Consider the following 15443-nt stretch of genomic DNA (forward strand, 5'->3'; position numbering starts at 1 on the left):
TAAATCCTGCAATGCAGTGCCAGTATTTGTTGTCGGATCGGCGCGACGGAGTAGTCTGCGGTTGACCTGTTAGTCGGAACCAGATCATGAAACAGTCCGCCGATGATCCGCAGCGCCCCGTCGAGCCACCCGGTCTTGAACGCGCCATCTGGCGTAAATTGCCGCATGCGGCCATTGCCAGCACGCTGATTCCGCTCCTGTTTTACCTTTACGTGCTGTATTTCCCCCCGGTGTCCGACGGCGGCAGCGTGGAGAAGACCGTGATGTCGGCCGGCATTGCGGCCATCGCCATTGCTGTGACGCTGTGGACCGCGATATTTACCGTCGCCATCGGCTGCTGGATTGTGATGGTGATGAAAGGCCCGGCGAAATACGCCGACAGCTACGAGCTCAGTGACGCCGAACAGCCGCGCGAAGAAATGCATGAGGACACCCGGCCCACCAGCGAGTCGGGCAAAAAATACCAATTGGAAGCCTGAATTTGCGCATCGGCTTCATGCCGCTTCGTGCGCGATGACGGGCTCGTCGAACGCCTCGATTTTCTCGTCTGGCTGGCGTTCCTGGAGACGCTGACCGGCGCCACGCCGCCGTTGTCAAGCCCGGCGGGCACCGACTTGGCCTGCTGAACCAGGATCTTCTATCTTTGAAAGGACACCCATTGCGCCCCCCAGGGGGCGTGTCGGAGGTCCTTGTAATGAATGATTCCGGAACGGCCGCACGAAGCATTACGGTACGCGCACGCCGCGCCCGCAAGTGGTCGCTGGTGACACTGCTGCTCGGCAGCCTGCTCGCATTGCCGTTGTCGTCGGAAATGCCCACTGGCGTGGAGGACCGGCTGGCCTATGAGCGGAACACCATCGAGGTGGTCCGCGAGGTCGCCGCCTCGGTCGTCGCGGTACGCGTGAGGGCGAATGGCGAACCGGCCGAGGCCGCGGGCGAAGGACAGCGATTCGCCGGGGGCAGCGGTTTCGTCGTCGATGGCAACGGCCGCATCATCACCAACTTCCACGTGGTGGCTCTGGTACTGGGCGAAGCCACCGAAGAGGAGGTGGACCTGGCGCCCGGCGCCACGCTGACGGTTTCGTTCCTGGGCAGCCCCGACAAGGAACATCCCGTGCGGGTAGTGGGTGCCAATCCGGATGTCGATCTTGCACTGCTGGAGTTGCGGGAGCCGGATCAGGCCCCGGAAGTGGAACCGATACCGCTCGCCGACTCGGACCGGGTCGAGGTCGGCCAGAAGGCGATCGCGATCGGCAATCCCTTCGGTCTCCACTCGACAGTGACTGCGGGAATCATTTCGGCGGTGGAGCGCCAGCAACCAGGCGTGGTCGGCATCGAAATCCCCTATATCCAGACCGACGCTGCAATCAATCCGGGAAATTCGGGCGGTCCGCTGCTGAACTCCGCCGGCGAGGTGGTCGGCATCAACAACACGATCCTCGCGCCGGCCGGCGCCTTCGCCGGGATTGGGCTGGCAGTGCCCAGTAACCTGCTCGCCGAGGCCATGGCCGAACTCCGGGCCGGAGGGCTCTCCGGGTTTGCCGCCGCGGCCGCGCAGCTTCCCGACCGGCCGCGGCTGGGTCTGCAGATCGCCCTGCAGGTTGCGGCTTATCCGCGCGCGCTGCGCGAACAGCTGGGTCTGCCGTCCCATGGCGTGGTGGTCACCGACGTGGCCGACGGCGGTCCGGCGGACCGGGCAGGCATCCAGGGTCCGGAGGCAATCGTGCTGGTCGACGGTGAGCCGTTCCCCGTCGGGATGGACGTGATCATCGAGGTCGAGGATGAGCCGGTGCATCGGCCGATCGACCTGCAGCGCCTGATCCTGGACCGTGAAGAGGGGGACGTTGTGACCGTGAAGGTCTGGCGTGACGGCAGCGAGCTGACCTTCGACATCGAACTCGAGGTCGTGCCCGTAGAGTCCGACTGACCCTCGCCTGCACCGTCGCTGCGCCGTTGGCGGCATCGTGGCCGCCGCGGTGCCCGCGTCGCGGGCGGACATCGGTCTGGTCGACCGCCTGAGGCATATGATCACAGTGGATGACTGGCACCCGAAGCAGCCACTCAGGCTCGGGCCAGCGCCACTGCGCCCACCCAGGCCGCGCCCGCCTTGCGCACCTCCCGCGCAAGCACAGTGAGCGTGGTTCCGGTCGTCATCACGTCGTCCACCAGCAGCACCCGGAGCCCGGAAAGATCCCGCTCCACCGCAAAGGCGCCGCGCAGATTGGCCTTGCGCGCCCGGCGGCTCAGCCCCTGCTGACTTGGTGTGGCGACGATACGCCGGACAGCACGCTTCTCCAGCCGAAGCCCACGGGTACGGCATAGCACCCGTGCCAATTGCTCGGCCTGGTTGAACCCCCGCTGCGCCAACCGCTGCCCGTGCAGTGGCACCGGGATCACGCAATCCACGTCCAGCGTCGCGTCCGCGGCCAGGTGATCGGACAGAAGCCTGGCCAACGGACGCCCGAGCTGCGGCCGCCCTCCACTCTTGTAACCCAGCAGCAGCTGGATCAGCGGCCAGGCATACGCGAAGGGCACCCACACCGCATCCAGCGGCGGAGGCGCGCGTTGACAGGCAGCGCAGGAACCGGCAACCGGAAGCGGCTCGGCGCAGGTTGGGCAGGAAGGTCCCGACTGCACCAGGTCCGCGGTGCAGGCCGCGCAGATGCCACTGCCGGACGGGGCCAGGCAGAGTACGCAGCGATCCGGGTACAACCATTCCAGGATCGCTCCCGCCCAGGCGGAGATCGATCGGACCCGGGGACCGGATGCGGCTATGGGGAATTCTGGGTCGGATACCGGCACGGTGCTAAGATAACGGTTTTTCCGGATGGCCCTTCATGGCAACCAAGACCGTCTCCGGGCGTTCCTGCCGCCGCGCCGCCTCGACCTTCGACTGGGGGAATCTCATCGCCGTCTCCCTGGCTGGTGTACCGCTGTTCCTTGTCAGCGGCGAGGTGGGCATCGCCACCATCATCGCCGCGATCATGGGGATCGTACCACTGATCTTCTGGTTCGGCGCCTCGATGATGGTGTACGCGATGTGCCGCCACCATCCGGAAGACCGCGTCGGGCAGTTCACCCAGTGGGCCGCCTACCGCTACTACGGGCTCATGGGATCGCTGATCGTGGTGGCGACCTTCTTTCCGCCCGACCTGAATTATTACCGGGGCTACTGGGTGGTGGCTGCGGCCATCCTGATTCCCTGGACGATCGTTGCCCTGACCCGCATCTACCGGGAGGACTGGAGCGACGTGAAGATCGAGGTCGAACCCGAGGAAGATACCGAATGAATCCCATCCGACACGACTGGACGATCGAAGAGATCGAGTCCCTGCTGGACCTGCCCTTCAGCGACCTGATCTTCCGGGCACAGGGCGTCCACCGGGAGCGTTTCGACCCGAACCGGGTACAGGTCAGCACGCTGCTGTCGATCAAGACCGGCGCCTGTCCGGAGGATTGCGGCTACTGCCCGCAGAGCGCCCATCACGATGTCGCGCTGGAACGCGAGCGCCTGCTGCCGCTGGACGAAGTGCTGGAGGCGGCCCGGGGCGCCCGCGAGAAGGGAGCCACCCGCTTCTGCATGGGCGCCGCGTGGCGCAACCCAACCGACCGGAACCTGGAGCGGGTGATCGAAATGGTGCAGGCCGTGCGCGAACAGGGCCTCGAGACCTGCATGACGCTGGGCATGCTGACCCCGGAGCAGGCGCAGCGTCTGGCCGAGGCCGGCCTCGACTATTACAACCACAACCTGGACACCTCCCCCGAGTTCTACGGCGAGGTCATCGGCACACGCACCTACCAGGAACGTCTGGATACGCTGGAACACGTGCGCGCCGCGGGCATGAACGTCTGCACCGGCGGCATCCTCGGCATGGGCGAGTCGCGCCGGGATCGTGCCGGCCTGCTCCAGCAACTCGCCAATCTCCCGCGTCACCCGGAATCCGTGCCCATCAACCAGCTGGTACAGGTCGAGGGAACCCCACTGTTCGGTGTCGAGGGCCTGGATCCCTTCGAATTCGTCCGCACCGTCGCCGTGGCGCGCATTCTGATGCCCGGGGCACACGTCCGGCTATCGGCCGGGCGCACCGACATGAACGACGAGATGCAGGCCCTGTGCTTCCTGGCCGGCGCCAACTCGATCTTCTACGGCGAACAACTCCTGACCACCCCGAATCCGGACCAGGATCGCGATCAGGCCCTGTTCCGACGCCTCGGTATCCTGCCCGAGGCAGCAGACGCGCCGATGAGTGCGGTCGGCGAGCCTTTGTCGGAGCCAAGGGAACAGGTACGGCACATCTGACCGGGGCCTCGACGGAACGCGCCAGGCAGCCATGTTTCAGGACCCCATCCCAATCCGCTTCGGGCGCGAGGCCCGACCTGATGCGGTCGCCCCCCTGCCCGGCAGCCGCCGGCGCAAAGGCGGCTGCAAGTCGCGCGCCTGCACCTCCGGGAGACTGTCTTGACGACGGCTGCGGAAGAGCGTCTGCGCGAACGCCTGGATGCGGTCCGTGCCGCCGGGCGCTGGCGCATGCCGCGGGTGCTGGAGGGCCGGCAGGCGCCGGAGCAGGTCGTCGACGGGCGCAGGGTCCTGGCCTTCTGCTCCAACGATTATCTCGGGCTGGCGTCCGACCCCCGGGTCACCGACGCCGCCCGTACCGCGATCGAGCGGTACGGACTCGGAGCCGGGGCGGCGCACCTGGTCAACGGCCACACCCGCGCGCATGCCGAACTGGAGGAAGCTCTGGCGGATTTCACCGGCCGTCCACGGGCGCTGCTGTTCTCGACCGGGTACATGGCCAACCTCGGTGTGCTGCAGGCGCTGGCGGGGCGTCGTGACGCGGTGCTGGAAGACCGCCTGAATCACGCCTCGCTGATCGATGCGAGCCGCCTGGCCGGCTGCCGTGTGCGTCGTTACCGGCACGCGGATGCGGAGCATGCCGCCTCCCTGCTCGCCGCAACGGCGCCAGGGCAATCCAGCATCATCGCCACGGACGGGGTGTTTTCGATGGACGGCGATCTTGCCCCGCTGCCCGCGCTTGCCGATGCCGCGCGGCGGCGGGGTGCCTGGCTGATGGTCGACGACGCCCACGGCCTTGGCGTGCTCGGCGATCAGGGCGGCGGCAGTTGCGAGCATTTCGGCCTGTCTCCCGACGAGGTTCCGATACTGATGGGGACGCTGGGCAAGGCCTTCGGCACCGCCGGCGCCTTCGTCGCCGGCAGCACCACACTGATCGAGGGACTGGTGCAATTTGCGCGCACCTACATCTACACCACGGCCATGCCCGCGGCGCTGGCAGCCGCCACCCGCGTATCGCTCGACATCGCGCGCAGCGAAGGCTGGCGCCGGGAACACCTGCGTGCACTCATCCAACGCCTGCAGCAAGGTTTCGCCCAGCTGGGCCTGCCGGTGCCGGCGAGCCCGACACCCATCCAACCGTTGCTCCTGGGATCGTCCCGGCTCGCCAGCGAGACCGCCGCCGCGCTGCTCGAGGCAGGCGTCCTGGTGCCCGCCATCCGGCCCCCGACCGTGCCGGAGGGTACGGCCCGACTGCGGATCACCTTGTCCGCAAGCCATTCGGAGACCCAGGTCGATCGGCTGCTGGAGACCCTGGAACGGGTGCTGGCACGGACCCGCACGGCATATCAGCAAGCCCTTTGACGTCAATCAATCAATACCTGTCCTGATGATCAACAATCCTCCGCAGGCAAGGAAAATCGCATTGGCCGCAGCGAAACCGCCAGAATATTCTCCTGCAAGGCAGGCTCCTACGGGTCCCTGCCCTTGTAGGAGCGCGCCTTGCGCGCGAAGGGATCCTCTGCGGAGCTTCCGTGCCACTCAGGATACCTGTCGTTGGACCATCCGTACCGGAGCCGTTTGCAATGCCTGCGAAGATCATCACCATCATTGTCACCAAGGGTACGCTGGACGCAGCCTACCCGCCCTTCATCCTCGCCTCGACGGCGACCGCTCTTGGTTACGAGTGCCGGATGTTCTTCACGTTTTACGGGCTCCGGCTGCTGAAGCAGGACCTGCAGTATCTGGACATGAGCCCGCTGGGTAACCCCGCCATCGCAACACGGATGCCGGTCGTGCTGCAGCTGCTTCCGGGCATGCAGGGTCTCTTCACGAGGAAGATGCGGGCGAGACTGGAGGCCAAGGGGGTCGCGGACATCGCCGAACTGCGCCAGCTATGCCTGGACGCCGAGGTGCGGATGTTCGCGTGCCAGATGACCGCCGAACTCCACGCCTACCGCAAGCAGGATCTCATCAAGGGAATCGAGTTCGCGGGCGCGGCCACCTTTTTCGACTCCGCGGGCGAATCCAACATCTGCCTGTACACCTGAAACGCGCAGACCCCTGTCGCCGCGGGCACACAGGCACGAGCGGGCCTGCGCTCAGCCCGCGTCCGCGGCGGCCTGCCGCGCCTCCAGGATCGCGGCAACCTCCGCGTCCTGCAGCACGATGGGGTTGGTCTTCATGCTGGAACCCCGGCTGTTGGCAACGATCCGGGGATGATCCCCGGCGGTGATCCCGAAGCGGTCCAGGGTCGGCAGATCCAGCAGCCCCGTCCACGCCTCCAGCCGCTCGACCAGGGCGGCGCGGGCATCGCCGTCATCAAGAGAGTCCCGGCCCGTCAGCAGGCGGCCCACGACGGCATACCGCGCCAGCGCGGGATGTCCCGGGTCGCGCTCGGACAGGGCCCGGATATTCACCGCGGTGGCGGCAGCCACCAGTGTGCCGCAGGCCACACCGTGCGGGATCGGGAAGAAGGCGCCCAGCGGCGCCGCCAGACCGTGGACGGACCCCAACCCGGTCTGCGCGAGGGTGATGCCGGACAGCAGCGATGCATAGGCCATTCCGGCCCGGGCCGTGGCGTTTCCGGGGTCGCGATACAGCGCGAGCAGGCTGTCGCGCGCATGGGCCATCCCGTCCAGGGCCAGCGCATCGCAGAAGGGGTTCGCGCGCAGCGAGAGATAGGACTCCAGCAACTGGGTCAAGGCATCCATTCCGTTGCCGGCAATTACCCCTGGCGCGCAGGTCGCGAGGAAATCGGGATCGACCACCGCGTGCTCCGGCACCAGGCGTTCATCCCGGAAGGATTTCTTGTAGGCGCCCGATCCGTGCGTGCTGAGCACCGCGTTCTTGGTCGCCTCCGAGCCCGTCCCGGCGGTGGTCGGCGCCGCGATGAAGGGCAGTGCCGGACCACGATAGGGCCGCTCCGGACCGACGCCCTCGAGGTGATCGAGCACCGTGTTGCCCGGAAGCAGCAGGCCGGCGATCGCCTTGCCGGCATCCAGCGCGCTGCCGCCGCCGATCGCGACCACCACCGAGACATTGCGGCCCCGATAGCGCTGTACAGCCGCATCGATGCCCTCGGGAGAGGGTTCGCCGGAGATGCGGTGACCGATCACGTCCAGACCCTGGGCCGCGAAACCGGCCTCGAGTTCCGGCCAGAACGGACCCTGCAGCAGCGAACGGCTGCCCGTCACCAACAGCACCCGCCTGCCGAAACCAGCCGCCAGCGCCGGCAGCCTGTGCCGCACACCGGCCCCGAACTCGATCCGTGGCAGGCGCGCGATCGCAAAATCCCTCGCCATGCTCGTCCCCCTTGCTGTTATCACCACATCACCGGTGGCCGACCCGTGTCAGATCAGCCCCCGCTCGGCAAACGACAGGGTCTCGTCGGCGACGATCACGTGATCGAGCACCCGCACATCGACCAGACCCAGCGCCTCCTGCAATCGTCGCGTGATCGCCTCGTCGGCTCGCGACGGCTCGGCCACCCCGGAGGGGTGATTATGCGCAAGGATCACCGCTGCGGCGTTGTGGTGCAACACCCGGCGCACGACCTCGCGCGGGTGCACGCTGGCCCCGTCGATGGTGCCGCGAAACAGTTCCTCGAAAGCGAGCACGCGGTGCCGGTTATCGAGAAAAAGGCAGGCGAAGACTTCGAACGGATAGTCGCGGAGCCGGGCGGCGAGAAAGGTCCGGGTCGCCACCGGCGAGGTGATCGCATCGCCCCGCTGCAGCGTGGCGGCGAGGTGCCTGCGCCCCATCTCCAGCACGGCCCGCAGCTGGGCATATTTCGCCATGCCAAGCCCACGGGCGTCGCAAAAGGCCTTCTGGTCGGCCTGCAGCAGCGGTCGCAGGCCACCGAAGTGGGTCAACAGGTCGCGCGCGAGGTCCACCGCGCTCTTTCCCGAGACCCCGGTGCGCAGGAAGATCGCCAGCAGTTCGGCATCGGACAGTGCGTCCGGCCCGCGCAGCAGCAGTTTTTCCCGGGGACGTTCCTCTACCGGCCAATCGGAAATCGCCATCACCACCTCCCTGTGGCTGTTCGTCAATCCCTGCTTCTTACCACGCGACAACGGACAAGCCAAGACCAGCGGGGGACCTTCGCCACGAAGAGACAGCGCTCGCTTCGCGGTGAAAACCCGACTGGGGTAAGCTTCCGCGATGAAAACCGGGGGCAAACCGAACATCCTGCTGGGCGTCAGCGGCGGCATCGCGGCCTACAAGGCCTGCGAACTGGTGCGACGCCTGCGCGACGCCGGCTGCGAGGTGCGTGTGGTGATGACGCGGGCGGCCACGGCCTTCGTCACGCCGCTGACCTTTCAGGCCCTGTCCGGGCAGCCGGTGCGCATGGACCTGCTGGACGCGGAGGCGGAGAGCGGCATGGACCACATCGCGCTGGCCCGATGGGCGGACCGGGTGGTGATCGCCCCCGCCAGCGCAAACCTGATGGCCCGACTCGCGGCGGGCATGGCCGACGACCTGCTGACCACGCTTTGCCTGGCCACCGAGGCCCCGCTGCTGCTCGCGCCAGCCATGAATCGGGTGATGTGGGCCCACCCTGCGACCCGTGCCAACACCGAGCGCCTGCTGACCCGTGGGGTCCGGATGGTCGGACCCGAATCCGGCAGCCAGGCCTGCGGTGAGGAGGGTGCCGGACGCATGGCCGAACCCGCCAGCATCCTGCATGCGTTGCTGGGTCCGGGATCCGGTTCCCTGTCCGGACGCCGGGTGCTGATCACCGCGGGCCCGACCCACGAGCCGATCGATCCGGTGCGCTTCGTCGGCAACCGGAGCTCCGGGCGCATGGGCGTCGCGCTGGCGACGGCAGCGCGCGATGCCGGGGCCGAGGTCTGTCTGGTGCACGGACCACTTGCAGTGGAACCACCCGCCGGGGTCGAGGCGGTGCCGGTAGAGACCGCCGAGGCGATGCGCGTCGCGGTACTGGAACGTCTCGATGACCGAGACCTGTTCATCGCCGCGGCGGCAGTGGCCGACTACCGGCCGCGCGAGGTGGCCGGCCAGAAGCTGAAGAAGGACGCGCCGACACTGACCCTCGAGCTGATCCGCAATCCGGATATCCTCGCCGAGGTGGCCTCGCGGCGTCCGCGCCCCTTCGTCGTCGGCTTCGCTGCCGAGACCACGGACCTGCGTGGAAACGCGCTGGCGAAGCTGGCGCGAAAGGGCCTGGACCTGATCGCTGCGAACGACGTCTCCGCGGGACAGGGGATCGGACGGCCCACCAACGCGCTGTCGGTGTTCTGGCAAGGCGGTGAGCGTCTGTTTCCGGAACAGCCCAAGGCCGACCTGGCGCGCGCCCTGATCGATCTGATCACCGAGCGCATGGAGCGCAGCGGCGCAGATCCTTCCACCACCTGAACCGGAGTCCCGGGCATGCCCCCACCCGAAATCGCGCTGAAGATCCTCGACCCCCGCATCGGGCGGGATTTTCCCCTGCCCGAGGCCGCCACCCACGGCTCGGCCGGTGTGGATCTGCGCGCCCTGCTCGATACGGATCATGAGCTGCAACCCGGCGCGACCCTGTTGATCCCGACCGGGCTTGCGATGCACATCGAAGACCCGGGCTACGCGGCGATGATCCTGCCGCGCTCGGGCCTTGGCCACAAGCACGGCATCGTCCTCGGCAACCTGGTCGGGCTGATCGACTCCGACTACCAGGGCCCGCTGATGGTCTCCTGCTGGAACCGCGGCGACCGACCGTTCCTGATCACTGTCGGCGAGCGCATCGCGCAGCTGGTGGTCGTGCCGGTGGTGCAGCCCCGGTTCCGGGTGGTCGACGACTTCGCCGAAAGCCAGCGCGGCAGCGGGGGCTTCGGCTCGTCCGGCCGGCACTGAATCGCCCAGGCACCGTCCGTGCCCGCCGCAGGCCGCCGGGCTTGTTGGCAGCCTGTGGGACTCAGGCTGCTAGAATGCGCGCTTCATCCGTCTCCGAGCCCATCGATGGACAAGACCACCGCCCAATCCGTCGCACATGTACTGATCGAGGCGCTGCCCTACATCCAGCGCTTCGCCGGCAAGACCATCGTGATCAAGTACGGTGGCAACGCGATGACCGAGGAACACCTGAAGGCGGGTTTCGCGCGCGACATCGTGTTGCTGAAGCAGGTCGGCGTCAACCCCGTGGTGGTGCACGGCGGCGGACCGCAGATCGGCAGCCTGCTGAAGCGGCTGGGCAAGGTCTCGGAGTTCGTCCACGGCCTGCGCGTGACCGACCGCGAGACCATGGATGTGGTGCAAATGGTGCTCGGCGGCCTGGTGAACCAGGAGATCGTTTCCCTGATCAACCGCTTCGGTGGCCGCGCCGTGGGACTGACGGGCAAAGACGGGCAGATGATCCGCGCCCGGCCCCTGCGTGAACTGAACGGCCCCGACGGCATGACGGCGGTGGACCTCGGCATGGTCGGCGAAGTCGAGAGCGTCGATCCGGCCATCGTCCACAACCTGGACAAGAGCGCCTTCATCCCCGTCATCGCCCCGATCGGCTTCGACCGGGACGGCAACGCCTACAACATCAACGCCGACACCGCGGCGGAAAAACTGGCCGTCGTCCTGGATGCGGAAAAGCTGTTCCTGCTCACCAATACGCCCGGGGTGCTGAACGCCCAAGGCGAGCTGATCCCGCGACTGACGGCCGCGGAAGTGGACGAGATGATCCGCAGCGGGGTGATCCATGGGGGCATGATCCCGAAGATCCGCTGCGCGCTGGACGCCGTACGCAGTGGCGTCACCGCCACCCACATCGTCGATGGGCGCGTCGAGCACGCGGTGTTGCTGGAACTGCTGACCAACGAGGGCGTGGGCACCCTGATCAGTCGCTAGTTTCGGTTCGGCACCACGAAACGCTCGAAATCGCGGATGTCCGTCTCGGCATGCCCCCGGATCGCGTTCATCGCCTCTTGCTGACGCTGCTGGAAGAGCTGCTCCCTCTCGATACGCTGGTTGAGGTCCGCGAGTTCGCTCCGGTAACGCTGGAGGTCACCGGAGTCGGCCGGCGCGCGCTCGATCTGGGCGGCAATACGCTCGCGCTCGCGCCGCAACGTTGCCTCCTGGTCCCTGCTGAGCAGCAGGGTATTCTCGACCATGGTCAGGCGCCGGTCGCGCTGCTCGAGGATCTCGTCGACACTGGCATAGGCTCGATGCAGTTGCCGCGCCCTCGCCTCCCGGGCGACCACCTCGGCCTGATGGCGCGCGCGCTCCTCTTTGCGCTGCAGGGCCTCCTGCTTCTGCCGCTCGCGCGCCTCGGCGTCGCGCGCGCGCTCCTCGGCCGTTGGCGGGGCCGGGCGGACCTGCCGCTCAAGCCCCTGGGCATCCAGCACCCGCATCTCCCGTTGCGACGCCGCGGGTGGCGGGGTTGTCGAATAATGCACGATGCCGCCGTCATCCACCCAGCGGTAGATGCGGGCGTCCAGCGGGGGAACCAGGAAGATCAATGGCAAAAGCAGCGCCAACCTGCGTATCGTCTGTCTCATGTCCCTCCTCGATCACCTGGGTCTGGTGCTGATTGCGCTGGTCGCAAACGGTCTGTCGGCACTTGCCGGCGGCGGCGCCGGCCTGCTCCAGCTGCCGGCACTGATCTTTCTCGGACTCCCGTTTCCGGTCGCCCTCGCCACGCACAAGATCGCCTCTGTAGCTCTAGGTATCGGCGCGAGTCTGCGACACTTGAGGCAAAGCACCTTCGAGACCAGGCGGCTGGTGCTGATCCTCGCCACCGGTCTGCCCGGCGTGGTGCTCGGAGCCCTGCTGGTCCTCGAGATCCCTCCGCGCGCCGGCGAGATCGCGCTCGGTGCGCTCACCATCGGGCTCGGCTGGTACTCCTGGCGACGACCACAGCTCGGCCAGCAGGTGGTCGTGGTCGCCGGGGGCACCGCGCACGCGCTGAACGGCGCCCTCGGCCTGTTCCTGATCGGCGTATTGAACGGCTCGCTGACCTCCGGAACGGGACTGATGGTGACCCTGTGGCTGGTGCGCTGGTACGGGCTGTCCTATACCCAGGCCGTGGCCTACACCCTGGTGCTGGTCGGACTGTTCTGGAACGGCACCGGGGCGCTGGTACTCGGGACCCTGGGCGAAGTGCGCTGGGACTGGCTGCCCGCCTTGCTGATCGGAAGTTTCGCCGGCGGTTATCTCGGCAGCAGCCTCGCCCTCCGCTACGGCAACCGCCTGGTCAAGCGGGTCTTCGAGGTCGTGACCGTCCTCACCGGCCTGGCCCTGCTTCTGCCCTGGCCATGACCGTCATCCGGAGGATTCCGGGAGCGCCGAAGCCTGCTCCCACCTTGCAGCGGCAGGCATTCAGCGCTGGTGCATTCCCCGGCGTTCCGCCGGGACGTCACAGCGGTTCAGAATGTCGAAGTACTCCACCGCCTCCAGGATGCCACGCGCGTGCATGGCCTCGGAGAAGTAGATCCGTTCGAACCCGCGGAGCTTGTCCAACTCCGGATGGTGGTTGCCCACCACCACCCCCAGCAGCCGCCCGCGCAGCATGTCCTCGTCGTTTCCCGAGTCGCCGGCAACCAGCACCTGCTGCAGGGGAATGGCCCATTTGTCCGCAATGTAGCGGACCGCAAGACCCTTGGAGGCCCGTACCGGCAGCACGTCCAGAAACATGCCGTGCGAATGGATCACGCGGGCATGAAGATCCGCCTGGTACAACAGGCGCTCGATCGCCGGGACACCCTCGAACTCCTCCGGATCGACGAAGAAACTGAGCTTGAACGGGCGCTGGTCGACATCGGGCTGGAGGATCAGTTTCATCTGCTGCGCCAGCAGGTCGCGCAGACGCTCCGGCTCCCAGCGATGGCTGATGTGCCGCTCCCATCCCTTGTCCGGTGTGGCCTCGGCACCGTAGTTGATCTCCGTCCCAACGGAGGTGATCCAGACGTCGGGTGCCGGGACGCCGTGGCGCTCGAGTGCTTCCTGCGCCGAATCCAGTCTCCGGCCGGTGGCCACGCCGAAGGCGACCTGCTTGCGGTGCCGCCGCAGCCAGGCCAGAAAGGACTTGAGCGCCCCCGGATCCCCGATGAGGGTGTTGTCGATGTCCGTGAACACAGCGCGGTCGACATCGGCGAGCCGCCCCGAGACCGAGCGCTGTTCGCGCCGGGTACGCTTGACCTCGCGACCCAGCTTCTTGATCAGGCGGATGTACTGCGCCGCATGGCCCTCCCAGGAATAGTGCTCGCGCACGCCCTTCAGCCCCTGTTCCGCGTACCGTCGCCACTGCGCGCGGTCCCCGAGAATGGTCTCGATCGCCCTGGCGATCCCCGGGGGATCCAGCGGATCGACCAGAAGACCGTTGTGGCAGCGCGAGATGATCTCCTTCGGCCCGCCATCATTGGTCGCCACGATCGGCGCCCCGCTGGCCGCCGCCTCGATCAGCGTCAGGCCGAACGGCTCCGTCAAAGCGGGGTTGACGAAGACTCCCCTGCTGGTCGCCACCAGCCGGTACAGATCGGGAACATCGTCGCTCTGATGATGCTTCGGGTAGGCGACCTTGCCATGCAGATCGTGGCGGTCGATCCGCAGCAACAGGTCGATCATCACGTCCCTCGCACCCTTTTCCAATTCCGCGATATCGTCCCGGTTGCCGGCAATGATCAGCAGGTTTGCATGCTCGCGCAGCCATGGACTGCCGGCATACGCCTCGAGCAGGCCACGGATGTTCTTGCGCTCGTCGGCACGGGAAAGGGCCATGATCAGGGGGCGCTCCGGCCTTTCCAGGAAGCGGGCGAACTCGGACCAGATCGGGGGCTTGCCCTCGCCGCGACGGGCCGGACGGAACCGCGAGAGATCCGTGCCCGGCGGCACCACGACCATTCGTGACGGGTGGTAATTGTGGTAGGTGGAGTATTGGTCCTCGACCTCCTGCTGGGTACTGGCGATGACCCGGTGCGCGTGGGCCAGGGCTTCCTCTTCCGCCTGAATGCGCCAGGAGATGTTGTAGCGGGCCTCGATGTCGGCCTCCTTCATGCCGTTGGCGAGCAGCCGCTCGCGCTTGACGCGACCCAGCGAATGGCCCGTGTGCAGCATCGGTACCCCGAGGAGGTTGGACAGGCGCGTGGCCACGTAACCCGCATCGGCATAGTGACCGTGGATTACATCCGGGCGCAGGCCCACGCGGCGGATATGATCCAGTGCGTTGTCCGCGTAGCAGTCGAGATGGGGCCAGAGCCGCTCCTTGTGCAGATAACGGCGCGGCCCGCATTCCAGACGCACGATGCGCGCGCCATTACCGAGGTCTTCTTCCGGTACCGCATAGTCTTTGGCGACACGGGCATCCTCGACGCGGCGCGTCAGCAGGTCCACCCGGCCGACCTCGGGGTGACGCGCCAGGGCTCGGGCAAGCTCGACGACGTAGAGCGTCTGGCCGCCCGTGTCCGCGTCACGGCCCAGCTCGAGGTTCGAGGCGCGGATCAGCCCATGCACGCTGATCAGGATGAGATAGAGGCCCTCGCCGGCTCGTGCCTTGCTCTGGGTTTTCTTCACGTTTCTCCTCGCATGTTCGGTGGGATCGTTCAGCCGCCCCCGAATGAAAGCTAGACTGCAGCAGGATCGGGGCGGAACCAGAACGCCCGACAAAGCCGCTGCGCCGGTTCGGGAACGCCCGCACAGCAGGCAGACCTGTCCCGGCCGCGCATAACCATACACAACCGCAGGTCATTCGGCCAACCGCCCTGAGCCGTTTCCCCAGCACCCGCCGAGGAGTCAGACATGTCCCGATCCGATGAAATTCCAGAGACCGAAATCCGGCAGAAACTCACGCCTGAACAATACCGCATCGCCCGTGAAGGCGGCACCGAACCCGCCTTCACGGGGGCGTATTACGCCCATAAGGCACCTGGCCGCTACCACTGCGCGGTCTGCGGTGCCGAACTCTTCCTGTCCAGGGACAAATACGATTCAGGCTCTGGCTGGCCGAGCTACACCGCACCAGCGTCCGACGGGGCCGTCAGCGAGCATCGTGACGTCAGCCACGGCATGACCCGCACCGAAGTGCGCTGCGGACGATGCCAGTCGCACCTGGGTCATGTCTTTCCGGATGGCCCGACTCCCACCGGCCTGCGTTACTGCATCAATTCGGCCGTGCTGGAGTTCAAGCCCGAGTGACCCTCCGAGGAGATACCGGGCTTCCCGC

Annotated in this window: 16 protein-coding genes; 11 read left to right on the forward strand and 5 right to left on the reverse strand. The window is 67.1% G+C overall.

Features of this window, described 5'->3' with window-relative positions:
* Positions 1–86: 86 nt before the first annotated feature.
* A complete protein-coding gene (locus tag EA346_RS03530; protein WP_296755703.1) occupies positions 87–479 on the forward strand; it encodes a hypothetical protein in 393 nt (130 codons plus the stop codon).
* A 215-nt stretch (positions 480–694) separates the two neighbouring features.
* Positions 695–1927: a trypsin-like peptidase domain-containing protein gene (locus tag EA346_RS03535; protein ID WP_296755706.1), complete on the forward strand. Its 1233-nt coding sequence runs from the start codon at positions 695–697 to the stop codon at positions 1925–1927.
* Positions 1928–2061: 134 nt separating this feature from the next.
* On the opposite strand, the gene EA346_RS03540 is transcribed toward EA346_RS03535, so the two are convergent.
* Positions 2062–2802, reverse strand: a complete 741-nt coding sequence (locus EA346_RS03540) for a ComF family protein (RefSeq protein ID WP_296755708.1) — start codon at positions 2800–2802, stop codon at positions 2062–2064.
* A gap of 35 nt (positions 2803–2837) precedes the next feature.
* Between EA346_RS03540 and EA346_RS03545 the strand changes: the two genes are divergently transcribed.
* The 4 genes from EA346_RS03545 to EA346_RS03560 all read left to right on the forward strand — a co-directional run bounded on the left by EA346_RS03545 (position 2838) and on the right by EA346_RS03560 (position 6345).
* Positions 2838–3290: a hypothetical protein gene (locus EA346_RS03545; protein ID WP_296755711.1), complete on the forward strand. Its 453-nt coding sequence runs from the start codon at positions 2838–2840 to the stop codon at positions 3288–3290.
* Positions 3287–4300, forward strand: coding sequence for a biotin synthase BioB (gene bioB / locus EA346_RS03550; protein ID WP_296755713.1), 1014 nt, complete (start codon positions 3287–3289; stop codon positions 4298–4300). Before EA346_RS03545 ends, bioB begins: the two co-directional genes overlap by 4 nt.
* 159 nt (positions 4301–4459) lie before the next feature.
* Positions 4460–5659 carry an 8-amino-7-oxononanoate synthase gene (gene bioF, locus EA346_RS03555; RefSeq protein ID WP_296755716.1) on the forward strand — a complete coding sequence of 400 codons (1200 nt, stop codon included), beginning with the start codon at positions 4460–4462 and terminating at the stop codon, positions 5657–5659.
* Positions 5660–5880: 221 nt separating this feature from the next.
* The gene (locus EA346_RS03560) at positions 5881–6345 is read left to right on the forward strand and encodes a DsrE/DsrF/DrsH-like family protein (RefSeq protein ID WP_296755717.1); all 465 of its coding nucleotides are present in this window, start codon (positions 5881–5883) and stop codon (positions 6343–6345) included.
* Positions 6346–6396: 51 nt separating this feature from the next.
* Here the strand turns inward: EA346_RS03560 and EA346_RS03565 are convergent, their stop codons facing one another.
* The gene (locus EA346_RS03565) at positions 6397–7599 is read right to left on the reverse strand and encodes an iron-containing alcohol dehydrogenase (protein ID WP_296755720.1); all 1203 of its coding nucleotides are present in this window, start codon (positions 7597–7599) and stop codon (positions 6397–6399) included.
* Between the two features lie 48 nt (positions 7600–7647).
* Positions 7648–8319, reverse strand: coding sequence for a DNA repair protein RadC (gene radC, locus EA346_RS03570; protein WP_296755722.1), 672 nt, complete (start codon positions 8317–8319; stop codon positions 7648–7650).
* A 139-nt stretch (positions 8320–8458) separates the two neighbouring features.
* Here radC and coaBC point away from each other — a divergent pair, with 139 nt between their 5' ends.
* The 3 genes from coaBC to argB all read left to right on the forward strand — a co-directional run bounded on the left by coaBC (position 8459) and on the right by argB (position 11134).
* The gene (gene coaBC, locus EA346_RS03575; protein ID WP_296755724.1) at positions 8459–9673 is read left to right on the forward strand and encodes a bifunctional phosphopantothenoylcysteine decarboxylase/phosphopantothenate--cysteine ligase CoaBC; all 1215 of its coding nucleotides are present in this window, start codon (positions 8459–8461) and stop codon (positions 9671–9673) included.
* Between the two features lie 15 nt (positions 9674–9688).
* Positions 9689–10150, forward strand: coding sequence for a dUTP diphosphatase (gene dut, locus EA346_RS03580; protein WP_296755727.1), 462 nt, complete (start codon positions 9689–9691; stop codon positions 10148–10150).
* 105 nt (positions 10151–10255) lie between these two features.
* On the forward strand, positions 10256–11134 hold the full coding sequence (gene argB / locus EA346_RS03585) for an acetylglutamate kinase (RefSeq protein ID WP_296755729.1): 879 nt from the start codon (positions 10256–10258) through the stop codon (positions 11132–11134).
* On the opposite strand, the gene EA346_RS03590 is transcribed toward argB, so the two are convergent.
* Positions 11131–11784, reverse strand: a complete 654-nt coding sequence (locus EA346_RS03590) for a DUF4124 domain-containing protein (protein ID WP_296755732.1) — start codon at positions 11782–11784, stop codon at positions 11131–11133. The two genes, argB and EA346_RS03590, sit on opposite strands and share 4 nt — an antisense overlap.
* On the opposite strand from EA346_RS03590, the gene EA346_RS03595 reads away from it, so the two are divergent.
* Entirely contained in the window at positions 11783–12544 is a 762-nt protein-coding gene (locus tag EA346_RS03595) for a sulfite exporter TauE/SafE family protein (RefSeq protein ID WP_296755734.1), read from the forward strand. The two genes, EA346_RS03590 and EA346_RS03595, sit on opposite strands and share 2 nt — an antisense overlap.
* Before the next feature lie 60 nt (positions 12545–12604).
* Here the strand turns inward: EA346_RS03595 and EA346_RS03600 are convergent, their stop codons facing one another.
* A complete protein-coding gene (locus tag EA346_RS03600) occupies positions 12605–14794 on the reverse strand; it encodes an HAD-IIB family hydrolase (RefSeq protein ID WP_296755741.1) in 2190 nt (729 codons plus the stop codon).
* Positions 14795–15019: 225 nt separating this feature from the next.
* Between EA346_RS03600 and msrB the strand changes: the two genes are divergently transcribed.
* On the forward strand, positions 15020–15415 hold the full coding sequence (gene msrB, locus EA346_RS03605) for a peptide-methionine (R)-S-oxide reductase MsrB (RefSeq protein WP_296755746.1): 396 nt from the start codon (positions 15020–15022) through the stop codon (positions 15413–15415).
* Positions 15416–15443: the final 28 nt, after the last annotated feature.

It is taken from the genome of Thioalkalivibrio sp., assembly GCF_007692535.1.
GTDB lineage: Bacteria > Pseudomonadota > Gammaproteobacteria > Ectothiorhodospirales > Ectothiorhodospiraceae > Thioalkalivibrio.

Coding starts and splice junctions, on each gene's coding strand:
- EA346_RS03530 (WP_296755703.1), top strand. CDS start 87: ATGAAACAGTCCGCCGATGATCCGCAGCGCCCCGTCGAGCCACCCGGT.
- EA346_RS03535 (WP_296755706.1), top strand. CDS start 695: ATGAATGATTCCGGAACGGCCGCACGAAGCATTACGGTACGCGCACGC.
- EA346_RS03545 (WP_296755711.1), top strand. CDS start 2,838: ATGGCAACCAAGACCGTCTCCGGGCGTTCCTGCCGCCGCGCCGCCTCG.
- bioB (WP_296755713.1), top strand. CDS start 3,287: ATGAATCCCATCCGACACGACTGGACGATCGAAGAGATCGAGTCCCTG.
- EA346_RS03560 (WP_296755717.1), top strand. CDS start 5,881: ATGCCTGCGAAGATCATCACCATCATTGTCACCAAGGGTACGCTGGAC.
- EA346_RS03565 (WP_296755720.1), bottom strand. CDS start 7,599: ATGGCGAGGGATTTTGCGATCGCGCGCCTGCCACGGATCGAGTTCGGG.
- radC (WP_296755722.1), bottom strand. CDS start 8,319: ATGGCGATTTCCGATTGGCCGGTAGAGGAACGTCCCCGGGAAAAACTG.
- coaBC (WP_296755724.1), top strand. CDS start 8,459: ATGAAAACCGGGGGCAAACCGAACATCCTGCTGGGCGTCAGCGGCGGC.
- dut (WP_296755727.1), top strand. CDS start 9,689: ATGCCCCCACCCGAAATCGCGCTGAAGATCCTCGACCCCCGCATCGGG.
- argB (WP_296755729.1), top strand. CDS start 10,256: ATGGACAAGACCACCGCCCAATCCGTCGCACATGTACTGATCGAGGCG.
- EA346_RS03595 (WP_296755734.1), top strand. CDS start 11,783: ATGTCCCTCCTCGATCACCTGGGTCTGGTGCTGATTGCGCTGGTCGCA.
- EA346_RS03590 (WP_296755732.1), bottom strand. CDS start 11,784: ATGAGACAGACGATACGCAGGTTGGCGCTGCTTTTGCCATTGATCTTC.
- msrB (WP_296755746.1), top strand. CDS start 15,020: ATGTCCCGATCCGATGAAATTCCAGAGACCGAAATCCGGCAGAAACTC.